Here is a 22,884-nt window from a genome sequence, read left to right as displayed (position 1 = left end):
TTGAATTAGAATTTTATCATCTAAATCTTTATTTAATTTTCCTCATCAAACATTTCCTTGAACGAGACAAATTCTCTTCCCGGAAGAATTAAATTTAAAGCAACTCCAATTATAGATGCCAAAGCCATTCCTTCTAAAGAAAATAAATCTCTGATGTGAATTGCCGCACCACCAATTCCTATAATTAGGATAACAGATGAAATGATTAGGTTTCGTTTTATCTTAAAATCAACTTTATTTTCAATTAACATTCTCAAACCACTCGAAGCAATAATTCCGAATAATAAAATAGAAACGCCACCCATAACTGGTGTTGGAATTGTACTTAATAATGCTGAAACTTTACCACAAAATCCAAATAAAATAGCAAAACAAGCTGCTCCAATAAATACATAAATACTAAAAGCTCTTGTAATAGCTAAAACACCAATATTCTCGCCATACGTCGTGTTTGGAGGCCCACCTAAACAAGCGGCAATCATTGTTGCAATTCCGTCACCTAACATAGATCGGTCTAAACCTGGATCTTCAATTAAATCTCTATTCACGACTTTACTCAAAACTAATTGATGTCCGATATGTTCAGCGATTGGTACAATTGCAACCGGAATCATTAAGAAAATAACATACCAAGATAATGTAGGCGTATAATCTACAAAAGGAACCGTAAAATCTGGAATCATAAACCATTTTGCTTCTATAACAGGATTTAAATCAACAACACCCATTGTAATTGCAAAAATATATCCACCAATAATTCCGACCAAAACTGGAATTACACTCAAAAAACCTTTACTGAAAATTGCTGTAATTATCGTGATAATTAACGTAACAAAACCAATTGTAACATAGGTTAAATCATATTCGCCTGAAGGATTATTTGTCACCATTTTAATTGCTGTAGAAGCTAATCCCAGACCAATTACCATAATTACTGGACCAACAACAATAGGAGGTAAAAGTTTCATTAACCATTTTGTTCCTGCTGTTGCGATAAATAGTGCGACCAATGAATAGGTAACTCCTACTAAAAAACTACCTACCAAGAAACTACCCGTTGCAATTTCACTTTCTGGGTTTGCTTCTAAAGCTTTCATCGCGATAATTGGATTGATAAAAGCAAATGAAGAACCAAGGTAAGAAGGGATTTTTCCTCGCGTAATTAAGATGAAAACTAAAGTTCCGATTCCGCTCGAAATTAATGCAATTGCTGGAGACATTCCAGTCAAAGCAGGTACTAAAACTGTTGCGCCAAACATCGCAAAAAGATGCTGTATACTTAATAATATACCTTGTCCTAACTTCGGTTTTTCGTCGATAGCTAAGACAATATTTTGGTCATTTTGTTGACTCATTTGTAAAGAAATTGAAATTGTTTTGTTTGAATGCAAAAGTAGCTCAAAACGATTAATAAGTACAGAAATCATATAACTATTTAGCGAAATCTTGTAAATGATTTTGGAGCAATTCTAGCGAAATTTGTAAAACAAAAATCAATGAATTATGGAAACAAAAGAATTAAAATTCAAAACAAATATAAATTGTAGTGGTTGCGTGAGCAAAGTGAAACCTTTTTTGGATAAGTTAGATGGTTTAGAAGCTTGGGAAGTTGATACTGATAATCCTGATAAAGTTTTGTCTGTAAAAATTAATCAAGCAACAGACGAAGAAATTATTGATACAATTGAGGAAGTTGGTTTTTCAGCTGAATTAATTGAAGAATAGATATTTTTTTTTAGGTAGAATGACTTATTTTTTGTGATAATTTAAGTCAATATAATCTCAAGTTAATCTTGTATTGACTTGAGATTTTTTATTTTATTTTTTCGAAATTGTAGAAAGAAAAGCACGCCCATAACAAGTTGAAGAATAAATAATAAAATAATCCACGTATTCATTTTTGCTGCAAAATCTGATAATTGGTTGTACATTATATCATATTTATCTATTGAAGTTTCTGCTATATTTTTCACAAACTGTATATCATTCGATTTTTCAATCAGCATAATTTGTTCACCTTTATAACCTTCATTTTTATTCGGAACAAGTTCAATTTGATTAGCGCTTACAAAAAACAGAAAAACACTAATGATTGTAGATAAAAATAATAGAAAATAATTGATGTATTTCATGGGTTATAAAATCTTTCGTAAAGATACATTAACTTTTCTTAGCTTGCTTTATATGCGCCAAATGATGATTGCAATGCCAAGCATATATCGCAAGATTTGTTTTTAAATCAATCCTAATTGCCCAGCCTTCTGGACGATATTGTTGTTCTAATTCAGCTTCTGAAAGAGAGGTAATTTCATTCTGAATTTTTTGTGGAAATTCACGAATTATTGAAATCCATTGTTCAATAGATTCTTTATTAAATGATGCTGGAATTTCAAATTTTCCAATCGGATATTTTAAATTTTCAAGTGTTTTCATATTGTTCTTAAATTTAATAAATTATACAACTTTACTGATAAAAATTATTCTATTTTCTTAGAACGAGTCACTAACTTTGCAACTTCAAAAAATAATTGTGCAAACCAAACGCATCATAAAATTTGTCACCATACTGATTATTTTTGTAATTCAGTTTTTGTTTCTATTTGCGATAATGAACGAGCGGATAGAACATTATGTTGTGCCATATATTATTGTTGCGATTTGTGCTTTGTTGTTAATTGTTTACCGCAAATTCCCGTTACATCATCACGAATATTCATTTGATCGAAAAACATTAGTTTTATGGATTCCTATAGCGGCAATTATAACGTATTTAATCAATAATCAACTTGGTTTAGGAGGCGTTTTTTCAGCTGGAATTATCGGAACTTTAGGTTCTTTTTTAACGAAGTTTAATCCTCGTTCAGAATATCTAAAACAAATTGCTGGACCTATTTATTGTGGCGCTTTCATTGGAATGACTTCGCTTGATTTTCAGTATGTTTATTGGATGATTATTACGGCAGGAGTTTTTACAGCCTTGTTGTTTTTTGCTACAAAATCGTTATTTGTTGGTGTGGGAGGAAAGCTGGGAACGTTAGCATTTATAGGTGTTTTGTTAAGTATGTTGTTGTTTAAATTAATTGCGGGCTAATGATTATTGAATTTTTAATATTAATGATGTGTTCAATAATAGCTTCATTAACAACGTACGAATTAAATATTCGTTTCAAACAAGGTCCAGTTCGTGCTTCTGCGATGATTGCGATGATTGTAGGCGGATTTTTCTATTTCTTTCCGACAATTTTACCTGAGTTTTATACCAAAAATATTCCGTTGTATGTAATAGGTGGAACTTTCATTGGGATGGTATCATCAACCATAAATATCAGTTATTTTTCGTTGGTTTTTTCTCCAATTTTATTTGCAGTTTTATTGCATTATACGAGCAAAATTTTCAATGGTTATGGAGGTGCGTTAGGTACAACTGCTTGCATCTCATTGATGTGTACAATGGCATTCCCAATTATTACAAAAAATAAAAAGGTGACCTATGGTTATCGCTTAATTCGAATTATTTTCAAGAAAAGAAAACGGAATAGAATTATTAAACGAAAAGTTTAATCAAAGCAATTGAAAACTATCTCTCCCAATGTTTTACTTTTCCAATAATTGATTTGTTTAATTTCTGATTCTCCTAATAATTCTAAATCAGAAACGTCAACTTTTTTGTTTAATTCTTTTGGATTCAGAAGGATTAAACTTGAGTTTACTTCGGCTTTTAATTGTGAAATTAATTCAACAGGAAAGTCAATAAATTTCAAATCGAAACATCTATTTTTTTCGACACAAGCAAAGATTAAATAAGTAGAATTTACAATCAAATAAAATTCTTGTTTTGTCTTTTGATGATTGATTTTAATTTGATAAAAGTTAGAAGAATCATTCGCTTTCAGAACAATTTCTGTCTTGATAAATGGATAATTAATTCCTTTCAGAATTTTCTCTAAATCTTCTATTGTATAATTAGGAGTGGCGTCAAAACCTGTAATTCCTTTTTGTAATTTCATAAATTTTGGTTGTCAATATATTTTAAAAGTAATATTTATTCGTTCAATTTGTATGATTCTCAACTTTAGGAAATTGTTAAGTTTTTAAATCATATTTTATGAATCTGATATGATTTATTGTGTCATATTTAACAAATTCATTTCATTTGATTCTTTACTTTTGAAACTAACAAAACCATAAATTATTATAACATGAAAAAACTTATACTTTCGGTATGTTTTACGACTATTTCTTGTATTGCTTCGTTTGCACAAGCTAAAAAGGAGAACATAAAAGTAATCTATAACACAGATTTTATTTTAGATTTCGATAAAATCAAAAGTAGTATTCCTGCTGCGTATCAAGCGAGTTTCAAAAGTGAAATAGATCGCGGAATTTCGGTGAAATTTGTATTGGAGAGTAATGGAAAAATGTCTTCTTTCAAACCTGAAATTAAAATTGATAATAATCAATCTAATGACAATTCTATTGCGCAGATGATTATTGCTGCAGAAGCAAATCCACAATATAAAGATTATGAAAAAAATGAATTTTATAATGTGAAAGATTTTGGTGTGAAAACCTTTTTGATTAAAGATAAAATTTTTGATTATCAATGGAAAATCACCAAAGAAAAAACAGAAATAGCAGGTTATAACGCGACAAAAGCAGTTGGAATAGACGAGGATGGAAAAGAGGTGATTGCGTGGTATACAACGAGTTTACCTTATAGAGATGGTCCTTATCGTTATGCTAATTTACCAGGCTTGATTGTGAAAGCAGAAATGTCAACAGATGAATTCAAGGCTGTTTTTACGATGAAAGAAATCGAAATTTTAGATAAAGATGTTGTGATTACTTTGCCAACAAAGGGAAAAGTTGTGACAGACAAAGAATTTATGGCGGAAATGAAAGCAATGAATGAACGTCATAATCAAGTAAATCAGGGAGTTGATAAATAACGAAAGAAGAGTTGCAAAAATGTGACTCTTTTTTTGAATAAATATTATTGATTTATTCAATCAATTAAACGAATAATCATTTTGATTTTTGATAATTCTAATCTGTTACTTTTGGAAAAATTAGATTTATGACAAAAAAAGGAAATCACTACAAATTAACATTAGAACAGACCGAATTATTAGACAAAGATGCGCCATTACAAGCTCCAATTGTTTTAGATTTTATGAATCATGATGAGATTTTTAAGATTATTGAAATGATAAAATCTAAAAACCCGTTCGAAAATGAAAATCAATCAGTGGAATTTGCAATAGGTTTGAAGTTATTTTTGGAAGTGGTAATGAAGAATAAAAATAATCCAATTTTTGAGGATTTACTTCCTGCAATTAAAGCTTTTATGCCTAAATTGAAAGAAAATTTAAAATAAAAAAAGATGATTTGGCAAAATGAACTAACAGCATTATTTGGTGTAAAATATCCGATTATTCAAGCACCAATGTTTGGAGTAACGACACCAGAAATGGTTGCTGCAGCGAGTAATTGTAACTGTTTAGGTTCTTTGCCAATTGCCGATTTGGATTCAGAAAATTCGTTGAAACGAATCTATCAAACCAAAAAAATAACGAATAAACCTTTTGCTGTCAATATTTTTGCAAACGATATTCCTGAAATTACACCAGAATTAAAACAAAGGTATAATGCAACAAAAGATAAGTTAATTGAGCTTTCGCATCAACAAAACTTTGCAGTTGTTTTTCCTGAGATTGAAGCTGTAAAACCAAATGGTTATAAGGAGCAAATAGATGTAATTTTACAAGAAAAATGTAAAATTTTGAGCTTTACTTTTGGTAATTTAGATGATAATTCAATTAATCGTCTTAAAGAACATGATGTGACATTAATAGGGACTTGTACGACGCTGGAAGAAGCGATACAATTGGAAAAGTCGAATATTGATGTGATTTGTGTGCAAGGAATTGAAGCAGGTGGACATCGTGGAACATTTAATCCAGATATTTTGCCTCAAATTGGTGGTTTTTCTTTGGTTTCGCAAGTAAAAGATGTTGTGAAAAAGCCGTTGATTTTTGCTGGTGGAATTTATGATGCGAAAACACTTTTGGCAGCTAAACAGTTGGGTGCAGACGCTTTTCAGATTGGTAGTTTGTTTTTGTGTTCCAATGAAAGTGCTTTAAAATCGTTCGAAAAAGAGCAATTAAAAAATGTAAAGGAAAATGAAATTATCTTGACAAAAAGTTTTTCCGGAAGATATGCACGAGGAATTGAGAATGAATTTATTCGTTTGTTTGAAAATTCCGAGTTTGTTTTACCTTATCCTTATCAAAATAAATTGACTAATCCATTGAGAAACGCTTCGAAATTAAATGAAAATACAGCGTTCACGAATTTATGGTTAGGACAATCTTTTAAAAATTTTGAAGAAGATTCTATATCAAATCTTCTTCAAAAATTAATCGATTCAGTGGAAAATTATCAATAATTATCGCATCGATTTTTCAATTCTTCTATCTGGAATCAACCACAATAAAGCGATTAAAGCATAAATGACAATACCAATTTCTGGTTTTACAAATGAAATTCCAATTCCGACTAAATAACCAATACTAGAGGTTTTTTCTTTTAAACTTCTACTCACAGATTTTCCAATAACAGATTCCTTTCCTTCTTGTTTTATAGCAATTTTTTCAATAATCATAAATGCTACACTGCTCATAAATAGGACAAATCCATAAAAAGCAACAGGAAAAGTTGAGTCGTAATTTTCGCCCATCCAACCAGTCGAAACAGGTAGCAAAGACAACCAAAAAAGTAGATGTAAATTACTCCATAAAATTCCGCCGTTTACTTTTTCAATTGCCTGAAAAAGATGATGATGATTGTTCCAATAAATTCCAACATAAATAAAACTGAACAAATAATTCAGAAATTTTGGGATATAAGGTTTCAAACTCATGATATCATCTCCAAGAGGAACTTTCAAATCCAAAACCATAATGGTAATAATAATAGCAAGAACGCCGTCGCTAAAAGCTTCTAATCTATTTGTAGTCATAGGTTTTATTAGTTTTTTATTATTCAGAATGATGCTAATTTATCAAAATTATTGTAACAATTAGGGATTTGTTTTAAAATTTCTATTATATTTATTTTCATAATTTTAAACAAAGTTTCTCGTAAATAGAGATAGTTTTATGAATACTTTTATTGCAATCCTGAGAGGTATAAATGTAAGTGGTAAAAAAATCATCAAAATGGATGTTTTGACCAAACTTTTGGAGGAACTTAGACTGGAAAATGTGACGACTTATGTGCAAAGTGGTAATGCGGTTTTTTCGACAAATTTGACTGATATCAAAGAAATTGGAGATTTAATTCACGATAAAATTGTTGAAAGTCTATCTTTTGAAGTTCCAGTTTTGATTCTTACCATCGAAAAATTAAAAAACATTATTGAAAATAATCCATTCTTAAAGGATTTGAGCATTGATAAAGAGTTTTTGCATTATACGTTTTTGGCAAATAAACCTGAGGAAATAAATACTGAAAAAGTTGAAAGTTCAAAAACTGAAGATGAACAATATTTTGTTGCTGATGATGTTGTTTATTTATATTGTCCTTCTGGTTATGGAAAAACAAAATTGACCAATAATTTTTTCGAAAAATTACTAAATGTAAGTGCTACAACCCGTAATCAAAATACAACAACTGCTTTATTGCAATTAGCGTTGATGAGAGAAAATTAAAAAGAGAGTTAACTTACAGATATAAAAAAAACCGTTATTAATCAATTAATAACGGCTTTTTTATGTTTTTGAATAAAATTATTCAGCGATTAATTTATCTAATAAATCATTAATTTCTTTATCATTCCAATCTCTTGTTTTTGTTTCTTTCAACACAACTTCACCTTTCTTATTTAAAATATATGTTGTTGGAAAAACCTTTGGTAACATATTATTTGAAATTGGACTATTTGGCTCGTAAACTGGCATTGTATAATTATTTTTTTGCAAAAACGGATTAAAAACCGTTGGTTTATCCTGAATTGCAATCAATACAAATTTTACTTTTTGTCCTTTTGCTTCATACAATTTCTGAATTGTTGGCATTTCTGCAACACAAGGAGGACACCAGCTTCCCCAAAAATTTAGGAAAACAACTTCACCACTTTTCTTGAAATCAATCAAGTTTGTATTCGCAGCGCCGTTATGACCAATTAAATCAATATCATAATCACTTTCTGTTAATTCTATATCAGAGCCTGCAACGTGGCTATTGTCTTCCATTTTACCTTTAAAAAATGTCCCAATTGGCGTAAACATAATAGCGACTAAAGCGACAACTACAACGATGGCAAAAATAATTTGCTTATTTCCTTTCATTTTTCTTTTTCAATAAAATCTTACACAAAGATGCGAACAAATAACAAGTTGAACAAATTGAAAAAAATGATTAATTACCGATGTTTTCGTCAATCAAATCTAAAATTTCATTTACAATGTCTTCACCTTTATTGTTGTTGTAATATTTTTGTAAATCTTCGTGAAAATCATCTGCCGAATACGTATCAGGATTACTTTTGAAACGCGCCAACATTTCCATTCCAGCTTGTGGACGAGGACCAAAACGGAAAGCTTCTTCATTTTCTTCATTCACTCCAATAATAATTGGAATAGAAGCCGCTCCATTTGTTTTGTATTTTTCCATCAACTCCAAGTTCTCATCACGTAAAACATAATGCGTCGAAACTTGAAGCGCATTTGCCAATTTCTCTACAACAGGTAAAATTTGAGATGCATCTCCACACCAACCTTCTGTAATGACTAATAATTTTAAATTATTTGAAGTTGATTTAACGCGTGTTTCTTGCGCAGGATTTAATTTGAATGTTTTAAAAATTCTGTTCATGCGTTGCAATCCCAAAGCATAATATTGTACATATTCTTTCGGATCATCGTTTTCGATTTCGTTTTCCAAATCATCTTCAACGCGTGTGATATAATCTTCGTATGATAAACCTTTGTTGATGTATTCTGTTAAATTCATTTGATTCTAATTTGTTACAAATATAATGCAATTCTACGAGCTTATTTTGTAACAATGATGACATTGTTTGTCGTTAAAAATTGGTAAATTGCGACTTTCGAAAGTAGAAAAATGTATCAAAATCCATTAAAAAAAACAATAGAATATTTAAAAGGTGCTGGACCTGAGCGTGCTAAAACATTGCAAAGTGAATTCAGAATTTTTAGATACGAAGATTTGATACAACATTTTCCTTTTCGTTATGTTGATAAATCAAAATTCTATAAAATTTCTGAAATTTCTTCAACAGCTGCCGAAATTCAATTGAAAGGTAAAATTGTTAGTTTAGAAGAAATTAATCAAGGAAAAGTAAAACGTTTGGTTGGGAAATTTCAAGATGGGACAGGAACTTTAGAATTGGTTTGGTTCAAAGTTTCTTCTTGGCAAAAGGAGAAATTGAGAAATGATCTTTTCAAAGAAGTTGTCATTTACGGAAAACCAAATGTATTCAATAATAATTTCAGTATCACACATCCTGAAATTGAATTAGTTGAAGATGCTAAAAATATTCCGCTTGGATTATTTCCAGTTTATCCGAGTACCGAAAAGTTGACAAAAAAAGGAATAACGAATCGTGTTCTTCAGAAAATGATGATGAATCTTTTTGCTGAAAATAATGATATTCCTGAGAATTTACCATTAAATGTTCTCGATCATTATAAATTAGTTGGAAGAAATGAAGCCTTAAAAGCAATTCATTTTCCAAAAGATGTAACAGAATTAAATTCGGCAATTCGACGTCTAAAATTTGAAGAATTTTTCTTTCTAAATCTTGCTAATCTCTCTCAAAAAGCAGTCAATAAACAAAAGAATAGAAGTAATCCTTTTCCAGAAATTGGTCATTATTTCAATACATTTTACAATGAATATTTACCTTTTGAATTGACAAATGCACAAAAAAGAGTGATAAAAGAAATTCGTTTTGATCTTCGTCAACCTGCGCAAATGAATCGTTTGTTGCAAGGTGATGTTGGTTCTGGAAAAACGATGGTTGCGTTGTTAACGATGTTGATTGCAGTTGACAATGGTTTTCAGGCGGCTTTAATTGCGCCAACCGAAATTCTTGCACAACAACATTACGAAAGCATTACAGAATTGCTGAATGGTTTGGATGTTTCAGTTGAATTATTGACTGGTTCGGTGACAAAGAAAAAACGTCAACCAATTTTAGAAAACCTTGAAAATGGAAACCTTAAAATAATTATCGGGACGCATGCTTTGTTAGAAGATAATGTGATTTTTCAGAATTTGGGATTAGCTATTATTGATGAACAGCATCGTTTTGGAGTCGCTCAACGTGCTAAATTTTGGAGAAAAGCTAAACTTCCACCACATATTTTAGTGATGACAGCTACACCAATTCCACGTACACTTTCGATGACAATGTATGGCGATTTGGATGTTTCGGTGATCGATGAATTGCCAAAAGGACGAAAACCAATTAAAACGCTTCATAAAACTGATGCACATCGTTTGAGTGTTTTCAAATTTATGAAAGATGAAATTGCGAAAGGTCGTCAAATTTATGTGGTTTATCCATTGATTGAAGAATCTGCAAAGTTAGAATTGAAAGATTTGATGGATGGTTACGAAAGTATTTCTCGTGCTTTTCCGTTGCCAGAATATGGAATAAGTATTGTGCATGGTCGTCAAAAACCTGCGGATAAAGAATATGAAATGAATCGTTTCAAAAATAATGAAACGCAAATTTTGGTTGCAACAACTGTGATAGAAGTTGGTGTAAATGTCCCAAATGCGTCGGTGATGATTATTGAAAATTCTGAACGTTTTGGACTTTCTCAATTGCATCAACTTCGTGGTCGTGTTGGTCGTGGAGCAGAACAATCCTATTGTATTTTGATGACAGGTGGAAAATTGAACGAAGTTTCGAAACGCCGTATACAAACGATGTGTCAAACAAATGATGGTTTTCAGGTAGCAGAAGTCGATTTGGAATTGCGTGGTCCTGGAGATATGATGGGAACGCAACAAAGTGGTGTTCTTAATCTTAAAATTGCTGATTTAGCGAAAGACAAAGAGGTTTTGTATGCAGCAAGAAAATGTGTGGAAACTATTCTTTCGCAAGATCCGACACTTTCTTCACCAGTTTACGAACCAACAAAAAAATATTTTATTGAAAATCATAAAGATAAAGTAGGATGGAGTCAAATTTCATAAAATTTAACATTAAGGATATGATTAGATGATTTTTTTGGTATAATTTATGGTAAATTAAAAACAAATATAAAACACTGAATTTTATTAGAAACTTTTAATTTTATCAGTTGTGTTAAATAAAATTAACATAAATAAATATTTTTAACACAATATTAGCGTCAACCAAAAAATTATCGATTATGATGTACACAAATTTAGAACTTATCAGAACTCCACAAGGAGTAGAGGTTGAAGGAAACTCTTTATGGAAGTTTAATCAACACTTGAATTTAATGGTATTAATCGCTAATGAATCGATAAAAATAAAACCTTCTATGTCTTTTCAACGATTTAGAAAAAATTAAATAATATATCTCAAAACCGCTTATTTAGCGGTTTTTTTATTTCTAAACTTCTTCATCATTTTTTTTTATTGATTTATTGCGAAATAATATATCACCTTTTTCTTCCTTGTAAATAATTGAAATGTAATTATTATAAAAATTAATTATATCTCATAGATTTTATAGATTTGATTTATAGTTGTAGCCGATTTAGTTTTGCTCTGTCTTAAAATGATAAATAAAGAATAAAACTATAATTATGATCAAAAGAAGTTTAGTATTAAGTTTAACATTCTTTTCTACGATTGGATTTGCGCAACAATTAACAACAAACACAGGTGCTCCAGTTGGAGATAATCAAAATTCTAAAACAATCGGAAACAACGGACAAGTTTTGTTGGAAGATATTCATTTAATTGAAAAATTAGCAGCATTTGATCGCGAACGTATTCCAGAACGTGTTGTTCATGCGCGTGGAGCTGGAGCTTTCGGAGAATTTGTAGCTGATAAAGATTTTTCTGATGTAACGATGGCTGATTTCTTGTCTACAGCTGGCAAAAAAACACCATTATTTGTACGTTTTTCTACTGTAACACATCAACAAGGTTCGCCAGAAACTTATCGTGATCCACGTGGATTTGCTGTTAAGTTTTACACAGAACAAGGAAATTACGATTTAGTTGGAAACAATTTACCTGTTTTCTTTATTCGAGATGCGATCAAATTCCCTGATATGGTACATGCTTTCAAGCCTTCTCCTGTAACAAATGGCGCATCTGATCCAAATCGTGTATTTGATTTCTTCTCTAATTTGCCAGAATCTACGCATATGTTAACGTGGTTGTTTTCAGATTACGGAATTCCAGCAAATTTTCGTCAAATGGAAGGAAATGGCGTACATGCTTACAAATGGGTAAATGCAAAAGGTGAAGTAACTTATGTGAAATACAAATGGGTTCCTCAACAAGAAACTAAAAATTTAACGCAAGAAGAAGCGGATAAAATTCAATCGACTGCAATAGAACATGCAACATTAGATTTACGTAATAAAATTGAGAAAGGAAATTTTCCGAAATGGGATTTATATGTTCAATTATTGAAACGAGAAGATTTTGATAAATTAGATTTCAATCCTGTTGATGTAACGAAAATTTGGCCAGAATCTGTTGCAAAATTAGTTAAAGTTGGAACAATGACATTGAATGAAAATCCAACGAATTATTTTCAACAAGTGGAACAAGCAGCATTTGCTCCAGCCTCTTTGGTTCCAGGAATTGAAGCTTCTGAAGATAAATTATTACAAGGTCGTTTGTTTTCATATTTTGACACGCAACGTCACCGTTTAACGGGTAATTTTCAACAAATTCCTGTAAATGCGCCAAAAAACAGTGTGAAAACATACAATCAAGATGGTTATATTTCGATCCGAGAGCAAAAAGGTGATGTAAATTATCAACCTTCAACTAATCTTCCTGAGGTTGTAGACAATGCAAAATTTAAGTATTCAAAATCTGTTTTTCCTGCGGGAGCAACAACAACTCAGCACGTCATTGATAAAGAAAATAACTTTGTGCAAGCTGGAGATTTGTACAAATCATTCTCTAAAAAAGATCAAGATAACTTAATCAAAAATTTATCAGGAGCTTTGAATGCGGTTAAAAATAAAGTAATTGTTCATAAAATGATTGCACATTTTTACCAAGCAAATACAGAATATGGAACACGTTTGATGAAGGCTACAAATACTTCTATGAACGATGTAAAGCAATATTTACCAAAATAATTTCTATTGGATTGGAGTCGATTGAGTTCGACTCCATGACTTTCATAAAATCAATATTATCATGAAAAAGTATATATTTTTAGCCTTATTTCTATTTAGTTTTTCTTCAATTTATGCGCAAGATTTGTTTAGTGCGGCGAGAGAAAATAATGTGAAGCAAATAGAAGAATTAATTTCGAATGGAAAGCATGTAAATGAAGCAAATCAACGCGGATTTACACCTTTAATTCTAGCCATTTATAACAATAGTTCAGACGCTGCGAAAGTATTATTATCAAAAGGAGCAAACCCTAATGCGCAAGATTTATCTGGAAATAATGCGTTGATGGGCGCAGCTTTTAGAGGATTTCCTGAAATGGCAAATTTACTAATTGCGAATAAAGCTGATGTCAATCAAGTGAATTTCAATGGCGCTTCTGCTTTGATTTTTGCAGTAACATTTGGTCAAAACGAAATTGCTAAGAAACTAATCGAAGCTGGTGCAGATTTAAACATTAAAGATAATAATGGTAAAACTGCTTTAGATCATGCTATTCTACAAGAAAATAAAGAAATGATCGAGTTATTATCGATCAAATAATTTTTATATTTTTAATCTAATCAAAAAGGCATTCAAAATTTCTCTGAATGCCTTTTTATTATTTCGCAATAAACACCGGAATATTAACGCGATGTCTTAATTTATTAATCGTTTCGCCAAAAATAAAATCCATAAAACCTCGGTGTCCGTGCGAACCAACAATCAACAAATCTGCTTGATTTCGTTTACAAATTTCAGCAATCGAATTGATTCGATTATTGTAACCTAGTTCGATTTTAGTTTCATTAAACAAAGGACGAATGATTTCTGCATATTGTTCCAAACGTTTCAAATCTGATAAAGATTCCTCATCATTCGTACGCTCTCCCGTATATTTCGCAGAAGCACTTTCAACAATATGAACCAAAATAATGGCAGATTCAGTAGTAGCTAATTGCGTCGCATAATTGATAACTTTTCGATCCGTTTTCGAAAAATCTAACGCAACCACAATCTTTTTGAAATGTTGATTTGAGATTTCTTCTAACGTAAACTTTTCAAATGGTTCATGAATTTCTTTTTGATTTTCTTCATTTTTCTTCAACATAATTGGAATAAAAAATGTCAGCAATAATAAAACTAAAAGCCCTATTTCTAATGCTACAAGAAAAATGTTTAAAGTGTAAGATTCACTATTTGTCATCCATTTATTCACCTCTTCATACACTAATTGCGCATTCAGAAATGAAATAATAAAAGCGATTGTCCATGCAAAAAATTTGGTTGTTGTATTGATTGCAAAATTCCCCATTTTCGCTTTATCACTCACAAAATGAATTAATGGAATTACGGCAAAAGCCAATTGCATACTTAGAATAACTTGACTGAAAATCAATAAAGATCCAACTTCTTTTTCACCAAAAATAAGAATAACCACAACAGCTGGAACAACGGCTAATAATCGAGTTAAAATTCTTCTCAAAACAGGATTAATACGCAAATGTAAATATCCTTCCATCACAATTTGTCCAGCTAAAGTTCCTGTAACTGTTGAACTTTGTCCAGCTAAAATTAGAGCAACTGCAAATAATTTTGGAGCCAAATCTGTTCCTAAAGTTGTTCCCAATAGTCTATAAGCATCACTTAGTTCAGCAACATCGTGATAGCCATTTTTATGGAATACGGATGAAGCTAAAATTAAGATTGCAGCATTAACAAAAAAGGCTAAATTTAGAGCAATTGCACTATCCCAAAAGTTATATTTGAGTGCTTTTTTGATTGAAAAATCATCTCGTTTTATTTGCCGCGTTTGGACGAGAGCAGAATGTAAATAAAGATTATGAGGCATTACAGTTGCACCGATAATCCCAATACTGATGTACAATGCAGCGCTATTTGGAATAGATGGAATAAATCCTTTTGCAACTTCTCCAAAATCTGGTTTTGCTAAAAACATTTCCGTCAAAAAACATAAACCAATCATTGTGATTAAACCAACAATGAAAAGTTCCATTTTTCGCATGCCTAATTTCTGAAGATAAAGTAGAAGAAAAGTGTCTAAGAAACTGATTAAAACACCATAAATTAAATCAATTCCAAAAAGTAAATTTAGACCAATTGCCATACCTAAAATCTCTGCTAAATCACAGGCTGCAATTGCTATTTCGGCTAAAATGTACAAGACGAGATTCATTCCTTTTGGATAAGTTTCTCGGTTGCATTGCGCCAAATCTTTTCGTCGAACAATTCCCAAACGTGTACACAAACTTTGTAATAACAAAGCCATAATGTTACTCATCAACAAAACCCAAATCAAAGTATAACCAAATTGACTACCACCCGCTAAATCGGTTGCCCAGTTTCCTGGATCCATGTAACCAACGCTTATTAAGTAGGCCGGTCCAAAAAAACTTAGAATTTTTCTAAACTTTCCTTTTTTGATTTGAACACTTTCGTGCACATCTTCTAATGATTTTGATTGATTTGGCATTGAATGATATTTCTAATCCAAATTTATGTAAAAATGAACAAAAAAAGCAGTAATCCTAAGAATACTGCTTTAGAAATAGTGAATGAATAAATGGATTATATTGACGAAGTTGTAAAGGCTACGCCAACATTTCTTCTTGAAAATTCGTGAATTAATTCATCTAAAACTGTAGGATCATCAATTGTAGATGGAATTGTGAATGGTGTTCCGTCTGCAATCTGAGATAAAGTTTTGCGTAATATTTTTCCACTTCGCGTTTTTGGTAATCGGCTAACTATTATAGATGTTTTGAAACAAGCAATTCCGCCAATTTCTTTGCGTAATAAAGCAATCAAATCTTTTTCGATTTCTTCTTCCGATTTCGATGCATTTTCTTTTGTAACAATCAATCCGATTGGAATTTGACCTTTCAATTCATCCTTAATTCCTACAACTGCACATTCAGTAATATCAGGATGAGAAGAAACCAACTCTTCCATTGTTGCAGTGCTTAATCGGTGACCAGCAACATTAATAATATCATCTGTTCGACCTGTAATAAATACAAAACCATTTTCATCTTTAAAACCTCCGTCACCAGTTAAATAATGATTTGGAAATTGTTGAAAATAACCTTTTATAAATCGGTGTTCATTTCGCCATAAACTTGTCATACAACCAGGAGGAAGTGGAAGCTGAATCACAATAGAACCTTCTTCTCGCGTATCATTTTCTTGACCTTCGTCGTCAACAATTTTAATATTATAGCCAAAAACAGGCAATCCAGCTGCACCAGGTTCAGGCATTATATTTTCGACTCCAGCACAAATTCCTAACATTGGCCAACCGCTTTCTGTTTGCCACCAATGATCGATTACGGGCAATTTTGAAATTTCTTTTAACCAATAATAAGTAGATGTATCACAACGTTCTCCCGCTAAGAATAAACGTTTCAGACTTGATGTATCATATTTTTGGAATAATTTTCCTTCTGGATCTTCTTTTCGGATTGCTCTAATTGCTGTTGGAGCCGTAAAAATATTTTTGATTTTATGTTCTTCAACCATTCTCCAAAAAGCGCCTGCATCAGGAGTTTTGATTGGTTTTCCTTCGTAAATAACCGTTGTAACACCATAAATTAATGGCGCATAAACGATATAAGAATGCCCAACAACCCAACCAATATCACTTGCTGTAAGAATTGTATCACCTGGTTCTAAATCATAAAAATATTTCATCGTCGAATTTAGAGCAGTTGCATAACCTCCCGTATCACGTACGACACCTTTTGGCGTAGAAGTTGTTCCGGAAGTATACAAAATATATAATGGATGTGTACTCGAAACTTCGATAGGTTCTGCAGGTTGATGTTGATACATTTCATCATAAGTATGCACATTATCTGCTGATAAATCATCGGTGTGATTTGGTCGCTCAAAAATGATAATGTTTTTTGGCTTGTAAAGCGTTAATTCAATTGCTTCATCAATCAATGGTTTATAATTAATTTGACGATTAATTTCTACTCCATAAGATGCCGAAATAATAACGTCTGGTTGCGCATCATCAATACGAATCGCTAATTCTGGCGCAGCAAAACCTCCAAAAACTACAGAATGTATAACGCCAATTCTCGAACAAGCAAGCATCGCAACAATTGCCTCTGGAATCATTGGCATATAAATAATTGCTGTATCACCTTTTGATAAACCTAATGATGTAAGACCTCCAGCAAATCGACTCACTTTTTCTAAAAGTTGATTGTATGTAATTTTTTGAACAACTTCTGTAACAGGAGAATCGTAAATTAAAGCAAGTTGTTCACCACGTCCAGCTTTTATATTTTCCTCCAAAGCCAAACGACTCATGTTTATTTTTCCATCAACAAACCATGAATAATATCCGTTTTCATTTTGTTTTAAGATTTGTTCTGGAAAAGTTGACCATGCTAATTTCTGGGCTTCTTCCTTCCAAAAAAGCTCAGGTTCTTCAATACTTTTTGAGTATAAAGTTTTGTAATCCATTTATGTGTGTGTTGTGTTTTATTTGTTTTGTTAAGTTAGAAAAATGTTTAGAATTAATAATAAAGTTTAAAATGTTTGTTTTAGGACATTTAAATATTTATCAACTATACAATAAAAAGTAGTATTTAATTGTAAATTGATAAAATCAGATTGTATTAATCAACTTTTATTGTTAAATTAATAGTGTAAAAAATACATTATAAATTTATATTGAATAAAAATAATGACTTAAAATAAGCGATAAAATCAGTTGAATATTATAGTCTATAAAAAATAAAATATTGTATATTTAATCCTTCGAAGAAAGCAGATATATAAAGGGAATTAACGCTTTTTTCTAAATCAACAAAAACATAAGAAAGATGGATACGCCTCATGTTATTACAGACGAACAATTAGAGAGAGAGAACATTGAGATAACGAGACGTTATAAAGAGATGCTTCAAAATACATATGTCACTTTATCAGATGAAGACAAAAAGCTGATTCGTAAAGCTTTTGATTTGGCTGTAGACGCGCACAAAGATCAGCGTAGAAAAACAGGCGAGCCATACATTTATCATCCGATTGCTGTTGCCAAAATTGTAGCCGACGAAATTGGCCTTGGAGCTACGTCTATTGCCGCTGCTTTGATGCATGATGTGGTAGAAGATACAGAATTTACGTTAGAAGATATTGAGAAACTTTTTGGTAAAAAGATTGCAAAAATTATAGACGGATTAACAAAAATTGCGGTCTTAAATAAACAAGATGTTTCGATACAATCAGAAAATTATAAAAAATTATTACTGACTTTATCTGAAGATGTTCGTGTGATTTTGATCAAAATTGCCGATCGTCTACACAATATGCGTACGTTAGAAAGTATGCGCGAGGATAAACAGTTGAAAATAGCATCCGAAACCATTTTTATTTATGCGCCTTTGGCTCATAGAATGGGATTGTATAACATCAAATCAGAATTGGAAGATTTGAGTTTGAAATACACTAAACCAGATGCATATTTTAATATTGAACATAAATTAACAGAAACTGAAGCCGAAAGAAAAAAATACATTGATGATTTCTGTAAGACTATTTCAGAAAAACTTGAAGCCGAAGGTTTAGAATTTGAGATAAAAGGTCGTTCAAAATCAATCAATTCAATTTATCGAAAAACGGTTAATCAAGGAATTCCTTTCGAGGAAGTTTTTGATTTGTTTGCCATTCGTGTAATTTATCGTTCGGATAAAAAGAATGAAAAATTCTTAGCTTGGAAAATTTATTCGTTGGTAACGGATTTATTTATTCCAAATCCAAAACGTATGCGCGACTGGATTTCTCAACCCAAAACAACTGGTTATGAATCGCTTCACGTAACGGTTATGGGACCACAAGCGCGTTGGGTAGAAGTACAAATTCGTTCTGAAAGAATGGACGAAGTTGCCGAAATGGGTATCGCTGCGCATTATAAATACAAAGAAAATGTCTCGGATGACGAAACGAAAGTTGATGAATGGATTCATCAAGTTCGTGAAATGTTGGAGCAAGAAGATACAAAGGATGCGATTGAGTTTATGGATAATTTCAAGTTCAATTTGTACTCCAAAGAGATTTATGTTTTTACGCCAAAAGGAGACTTGCATTCGTTGCCAAAAGGAGCAAGTTCGTTGGATTTTGCTTACTCTATTCACACCAACGTTGGTGACCATTGTTTGGGTGCAAAAGTGAATGGAAAATTGTATCCATTGTCGCATCAATTGCAAAGTGGAGATCAAGTAGAAATCATTACTTCAACGCAACAAAAACCAAAATTAGAATGGTTAGAATATGTTGTAACGAGTAAAGCGAGAAGTAAAATTAAAGCTTCTTTAAACTCAGATAAACGTAAAGTTGCAGAAGATGGAAAAGAAATTATTCAACGAAAATTAAGACACTTAAAGGTTGATTTTAGTGAAAATACGATTAATCAGTTACAGCAATACTTTAAGTTAAGTTCGAGTCAAGATGTGTTCTATAATGTTGCAATGGGAATTATTGACAACAACGATTTGCGCAAATTTGCGGAACGAAATACAGGCTTTACTGGATTAATTAACCGTTTCAGAAAATCAACATTTAATACGACTAAAAAAGATGATATTCCTGTAGACAAAACGAAATTAGATAGTCTTGTTTTTGGGAATGATGAAGAGCGTTTAGATTACGAATTAGCGAGTTGTTGTAATCCAATTCCAGGTGACAAAGTATATGGTTTTATCACAGTTTCAAAAGGAATAAAAGTACATAAGGTAGATTGTCCAAATTCAGTTTCGTTGCAAGCAAATTATGCGTACAGAATTATAAAAGCGAAATGGATTGATTCTTCTCAACAAGAGTTCAAAGCGTTAATTGAGTTACAAGGATTGGATCGCGCTGGAATGGTGAGTGATATTACGTTAGTTATTTCGAAAAATAATTCATTGAACATGCATAGTATTAATTTGTCTGAAGATGCAGGTATTTTTGATGGAAAGATTACGGTTTCTGTTAAAAATAAAGCCGAATTAGAAAAAATTATGATGGAATTGAAGAATATTGAAGGAATTCAGTCTGTAAAACGAACATATAAAAATTAGTTTTTATAAAATATTTGATTAACTTCATATAAATTAACGATTTATGAAAAAATTATTATTAGCTTTTGCATTCCTTCCAATGTTGAGTTTTGCACAAGATGTAAATGAATCTCCACGTAAAGGAATTTTTGATAGTTCGGTTATTAAAGAATCAAATGATCCAGCAGTTTTTGTGGATGGAGAAAGAGTAGATAAAAGTGTTTTCACTAAAATGAATCCAGATGATATAAAATATATTACTGTAAATAAAACAGATAAAAAACAATATCCTAATGGCAAGATTGAAATTATTCTGAAAAAACAAAAAGAATCATAAATAGAAAAAGTCCAACATTTAGTTGGACTTTATTATTCGCTGATGTTACTAACAAAGGCACAAAGTTACACAAATCTTTTTGATAATATCGCTTCATTTCTCTTGAATAATCTTATTAATTTTACATCCCGAAAACAAACAAACTCACGATGAACAAACAAAACTATAATCCAATTGAAGAAGTACTTGAAAAAATCAACGAAAAAGGAGGTTGGGTTAATACGCATTCACACTTAGACAGAGCTTATTCATTGACTTCGGACACTTTCGCATTATCTAATTCTTACCTAAAAGAAAAATGGCATTTAGTTGATGATATGAAACGCAATTCATCTGTTGATGATATTTATTTCCGAATGGAAAAAGCAATTAATTTCATGTTAGAGCAAGGTTGTCAAGCAATTGGTTCGTTTATTGATGCAGATGAAGTAATTGAAGATCGTAGTATACAAGCAGCTCAACGCTTAAAAGATAATTACGGAAAAGACATCGAAATGCGTTTTGCAAACCAAGTGTTGAAAGGGGTTATTGATCCTAAAGCGCGCGAATGGTTTGATATGTCTTCTGATTTTGTGGATATTATCGGTGGTTTACCTGCAAAAGATTTCGGTAGAGAAGACGAGCATTTAGATATTTTATTATCAACTGCAAAAGCAAAAAATAAATTGGTTCACGTTCATGTTGATCAATTCAATACAGACGAAGAAAAAGAAACTGAGCAATTAGCTTTGAAAACGATTGAACACGGTATGCAAGGAAAAGTTTCTGCGGTTCACTCAATTTCTGTAGCGGCTCATCCAAGAAAATATCGTTACGAATTATATGATTTAATCAAAAAAGCAGATATGCACATTGTTTCTTGTCCAACTGCATGGATTGATCATAATCGAACAGAGCGTTTGGCACCTTCGCACAATTCAGTAACGCCAGTTGATGAAATGATTCCAAGAGGAATTAATGTTGCCTTCGGAACAGATAATATTAATGATATTTACAAACCTTTTTCTGATGGTCATTTGTTAACAGAACTGCGTGTAATGCTGGAGTCTTGCCACTTTTATGATGTAGAACAACTTTCGAATATTGCAACAGTAAATGGCTTGAAAGCTTTAGGAATTCAAAAATAAAATGTATATTTATACAAAATTAAATCTCGCAATTGCGGGATTTTTTTTGGAACACAAAATTAAAAACCACAATAAATTATGCGATTAAATGTACAGAATGAAACGGCTCAACTGCAAACCGTAGTCTTGGGTCGAGCAGAATCTAACGGAGCTAATCCTACACTTGATCAGACGTTCGATGCAAAATCTTATGAAACCGTAAAGAATAACGATTATCCAAAAGAAGAAGATTTGATTGCGGAAATGTCAGAATTTGAACAAGTTTTGAAGAAATATAATGTTGAAGTTTTACGTCCAACATTGATCGAAGATTGTAATCAAGTTTTTTCTCGTGATGTCGGTTTTGTAATTGAAGATGAATTCTTTATCGCGAATATTATTCCAGATCGTTTAGAAGAATTACAAGCCTATCGCGAAATAAAACGTCAATTCAAAGGAAATAAAATCAATGCGTTACCAGAAGAAGTTTATGTAGAAGGTGGCGATGTAATTTTGTATAACGACTATATTTTTGTTGGAACGTACAAACAAGCTGATTTCAAAAATTATAAAACAGGACGCACAAATGTTGAATTTGTAGAGTATATCAAAGCTAAATTTCCCAATAAAAACGTCTTGGATTTTGAATTGAAAAAGAATGATGAAGATCCTTACGAAGGAATTTTACATTTAGATTGTACATTTAATCCTGTTGGGAAAGATAAAGCGATTATTTATAAAGACGGCTTTTTATTTGAGCATGAATATCAGCAAATTGTCGATATTTTTGGGAAAGAAAATTTATTCGAAGTGACAAAAGAAGAAATGTATTGGATGAATCCTAATGTGTTTTCAATTTCTCCTGAAGTTGTTGTTTCTGAGAAAAATTTTACGCGTTTAAATGATCATTTAGAAAATGTATGGAACATAAAAGTGGAACGAATTAATTACAGAGAAGTCTCTAAAATGGGAGGTTTATTGAGATGTTCTACAATGCCATTAATCAGAAAATAA

Annotated in this window: 24 protein-coding genes; 15 read left to right on the top strand and 9 right to left on the bottom strand. The window is 31.4% G+C overall.

Annotation, left to right across the window (positions count from 1 at the left end):
- Positions 1 to 32 precede the first annotated feature (32 nt).
- Positions 33 to 1,355 carry a solute carrier family 23 protein gene (locus tag HXZ74_RS02220; protein ID WP_286473617.1) on the bottom strand — a complete coding sequence of 441 codons (1,323 nt, stop codon included), beginning with the start codon at positions 1,353 to 1,355 and terminating at the stop codon, positions 33 to 35.
- A gap of 148 nt (positions 1,356 to 1,503) precedes the next feature.
- Here HXZ74_RS02220 and HXZ74_RS02215 point away from each other — a divergent pair, with 148 nt between their 5' ends.
- Positions 1,504 to 1,725 (top strand): heavy-metal-associated domain-containing protein, encoded by a 222-nt coding sequence (locus tag HXZ74_RS02215; RefSeq protein ID WP_038335762.1) that lies wholly within the window; start codon positions 1,504 to 1,506, stop codon positions 1,723 to 1,725.
- A gap of 62 nt (positions 1,726 to 1,787) precedes the next feature.
- Here HXZ74_RS02215 and HXZ74_RS02210 read toward each other — a convergent pair whose 3' ends face one another.
- Positions 1,788 to 2,132, bottom strand: a complete 345-nt coding sequence (locus tag HXZ74_RS02210) for a hypothetical protein (protein WP_286473614.1) — start codon at positions 2,130 to 2,132, stop codon at positions 1,788 to 1,790.
- 28 nt (positions 2,133 to 2,160) lie between these two features.
- Positions 2,161 to 2,433, bottom strand: a complete 273-nt coding sequence (locus tag HXZ74_RS02205; RefSeq protein ID WP_280061463.1) for a DinB family protein — start codon at positions 2,431 to 2,433, stop codon at positions 2,161 to 2,163.
- A gap of 175 nt (positions 2,434 to 2,608) precedes the next feature.
- Between HXZ74_RS02205 and HXZ74_RS02200 the strand changes: the two genes are divergently transcribed.
- Positions 2,609 to 3,091, top strand: coding sequence for a hypothetical protein (locus HXZ74_RS02200; RefSeq protein WP_280038000.1), 483 nt, complete (start codon positions 2,609 to 2,611; stop codon positions 3,089 to 3,091).
- Between the two features lie 23 nt (positions 3,092 to 3,114).
- The gene (locus tag HXZ74_RS02195; RefSeq protein ID WP_280061462.1) at positions 3,115 to 3,561 is read left to right on the top strand and encodes a hypothetical protein; all 447 of its coding nucleotides are present in this window, start codon (positions 3,115 to 3,117) and stop codon (positions 3,559 to 3,561) included.
- On the opposite strand, the gene HXZ74_RS02190 is transcribed toward HXZ74_RS02195, so the two are convergent.
- On the bottom strand, positions 3,558 to 4,007 hold the full coding sequence (locus HXZ74_RS02190) for a hypothetical protein (protein WP_125349355.1): 450 nt from the start codon (positions 4,005 to 4,007) through the stop codon (positions 3,558 to 3,560). The genes HXZ74_RS02195 and HXZ74_RS02190 overlap by 4 nt on opposite strands.
- Before the next feature lie 192 nt (positions 4,008 to 4,199).
- Between HXZ74_RS02190 and HXZ74_RS02185 the strand changes: the two genes are divergently transcribed.
- From HXZ74_RS02185 to HXZ74_RS02175, 3 genes are all read left to right on the top strand, one after another.
- Entirely contained in the window at positions 4,200 to 4,949 is a 750-nt protein-coding gene (locus tag HXZ74_RS02185) for a GLPGLI family protein (RefSeq protein ID WP_280061461.1), read from the top strand.
- Between the two features lie 128 nt (positions 4,950 to 5,077).
- A complete protein-coding gene (locus HXZ74_RS02180) occupies positions 5,078 to 5,377 on the top strand; it encodes a DUF3861 domain-containing protein (RefSeq protein WP_115000261.1) in 300 nt (99 codons plus the stop codon).
- A 6-nt stretch (positions 5,378 to 5,383) separates the two neighbouring features.
- A complete protein-coding gene (locus tag HXZ74_RS02175) occupies positions 5,384 to 6,448 on the top strand; it encodes an NAD(P)H-dependent flavin oxidoreductase (RefSeq protein ID WP_286473611.1) in 1,065 nt (354 codons plus the stop codon).
- On the opposite strand, the gene HXZ74_RS02170 is transcribed toward HXZ74_RS02175, so the two are convergent.
- The gene (locus tag HXZ74_RS02170; protein ID WP_280049503.1) at positions 6,449 to 7,021 is read right to left on the bottom strand and encodes a TMEM175 family protein; all 573 of its coding nucleotides are present in this window, start codon (positions 7,019 to 7,021) and stop codon (positions 6,449 to 6,451) included.
- Between the two features lie 139 nt (positions 7,022 to 7,160).
- On the opposite strand from HXZ74_RS02170, the gene HXZ74_RS02165 reads away from it, so the two are divergent.
- A complete protein-coding gene (locus HXZ74_RS02165; protein ID WP_180906760.1) occupies positions 7,161 to 7,712 on the top strand; it encodes a DUF1697 domain-containing protein in 552 nt (183 codons plus the stop codon).
- A gap of 78 nt (positions 7,713 to 7,790) precedes the next feature.
- Here the strand turns inward: HXZ74_RS02165 and HXZ74_RS02160 are convergent, their stop codons facing one another.
- Both HXZ74_RS02160 and HXZ74_RS02155 read right to left on the bottom strand, forming a co-directional pair.
- Positions 7,791 to 8,351 (bottom strand): TlpA family protein disulfide reductase, encoded by a 561-nt coding sequence (locus HXZ74_RS02160; RefSeq protein WP_180906761.1) that lies wholly within the window; start codon positions 8,349 to 8,351, stop codon positions 7,791 to 7,793.
- A gap of 70 nt (positions 8,352 to 8,421) precedes the next feature.
- Entirely contained in the window at positions 8,422 to 9,015 is a 594-nt protein-coding gene (locus HXZ74_RS02155; RefSeq protein WP_180906762.1) for a thioredoxin family protein, read from the bottom strand.
- A 111-nt stretch (positions 9,016 to 9,126) separates the two neighbouring features.
- Here HXZ74_RS02155 and recG point away from each other — a divergent pair, with 111 nt between their 5' ends.
- The 4 genes from recG to HXZ74_RS02135 all read left to right on the top strand — a co-directional run bounded on the left by recG (position 9,127) and on the right by HXZ74_RS02135 (position 13,918).
- Positions 9,127 to 11,232 (top strand): ATP-dependent DNA helicase RecG, encoded by a 2,106-nt coding sequence (recG, locus tag HXZ74_RS02150; protein WP_286473608.1) that lies wholly within the window; start codon positions 9,127 to 9,129, stop codon positions 11,230 to 11,232.
- Positions 11,233 to 11,411: 179 nt separating this feature from the next.
- Entirely contained in the window at positions 11,412 to 11,576 is a 165-nt protein-coding gene (locus HXZ74_RS02145; protein WP_160279595.1) for a hypothetical protein, read from the top strand.
- 238 nt (positions 11,577 to 11,814) lie between these two features.
- On the top strand, positions 11,815 to 13,338 hold the full coding sequence (locus HXZ74_RS02140) for a catalase (RefSeq protein ID WP_286473606.1): 1,524 nt from the start codon (positions 11,815 to 11,817) through the stop codon (positions 13,336 to 13,338).
- A gap of 61 nt (positions 13,339 to 13,399) precedes the next feature.
- Complete coding sequence (locus HXZ74_RS02135) at positions 13,400 to 13,918, top strand: ankyrin repeat domain-containing protein (RefSeq protein ID WP_286473604.1); 519 nt, start codon at positions 13,400 to 13,402, stop codon at positions 13,916 to 13,918.
- A 58-nt stretch (positions 13,919 to 13,976) separates the two neighbouring features.
- Here the strand turns inward: HXZ74_RS02135 and HXZ74_RS02130 are convergent, their stop codons facing one another.
- Both HXZ74_RS02130 and HXZ74_RS02125 read right to left on the bottom strand, forming a co-directional pair.
- Positions 13,977 to 15,848, bottom strand: coding sequence for an Nramp family divalent metal transporter (locus HXZ74_RS02130; RefSeq protein WP_280061452.1), 1,872 nt, complete (start codon positions 15,846 to 15,848; stop codon positions 13,977 to 13,979).
- 95 nt (positions 15,849 to 15,943) lie between these two features.
- A complete protein-coding gene (locus HXZ74_RS02125) occupies positions 15,944 to 17,851 on the bottom strand; it encodes an AMP-binding protein (RefSeq protein ID WP_286473602.1) in 1,908 nt (635 codons plus the stop codon).
- Positions 17,852 to 18,213: 362 nt separating this feature from the next.
- Between HXZ74_RS02125 and HXZ74_RS02120 the strand changes: the two genes are divergently transcribed.
- The 4 genes from HXZ74_RS02120 (at position 18,214) to HXZ74_RS02105 (ending at position 22,884) form a co-directional block, all read left to right on the top strand.
- On the top strand, positions 18,214 to 20,448 hold the full coding sequence (locus tag HXZ74_RS02120) for a RelA/SpoT family protein (RefSeq protein WP_280061450.1): 2,235 nt from the start codon (positions 18,214 to 18,216) through the stop codon (positions 20,446 to 20,448).
- Between the two features lie 43 nt (positions 20,449 to 20,491).
- Positions 20,492 to 20,764, top strand: a complete 273-nt coding sequence (locus HXZ74_RS02115) for a hypothetical protein (protein WP_115000242.1) — start codon at positions 20,492 to 20,494, stop codon at positions 20,762 to 20,764.
- A 149-nt stretch (positions 20,765 to 20,913) separates the two neighbouring features.
- Positions 20,914 to 21,891: an amidohydrolase family protein gene (locus tag HXZ74_RS02110; protein ID WP_125349365.1), complete on the top strand. Its 978-nt coding sequence runs from the start codon at positions 20,914 to 20,916 to the stop codon at positions 21,889 to 21,891.
- Between the two features lie 78 nt (positions 21,892 to 21,969).
- Positions 21,970 to 22,884, top strand: a complete 915-nt coding sequence (locus HXZ74_RS02105) for a dimethylarginine dimethylaminohydrolase family protein (protein WP_115000239.1) — start codon at positions 21,970 to 21,972, stop codon at positions 22,882 to 22,884.

The organism is Empedobacter sp. R750 (assembly GCF_030324345.1).
GTDB lineage: Bacteria > Bacteroidota > Bacteroidia > Flavobacteriales > Weeksellaceae > Empedobacter > Empedobacter falsenii_C.
This window is presented reverse-complemented; position numbering and strand designations above follow the sequence as displayed.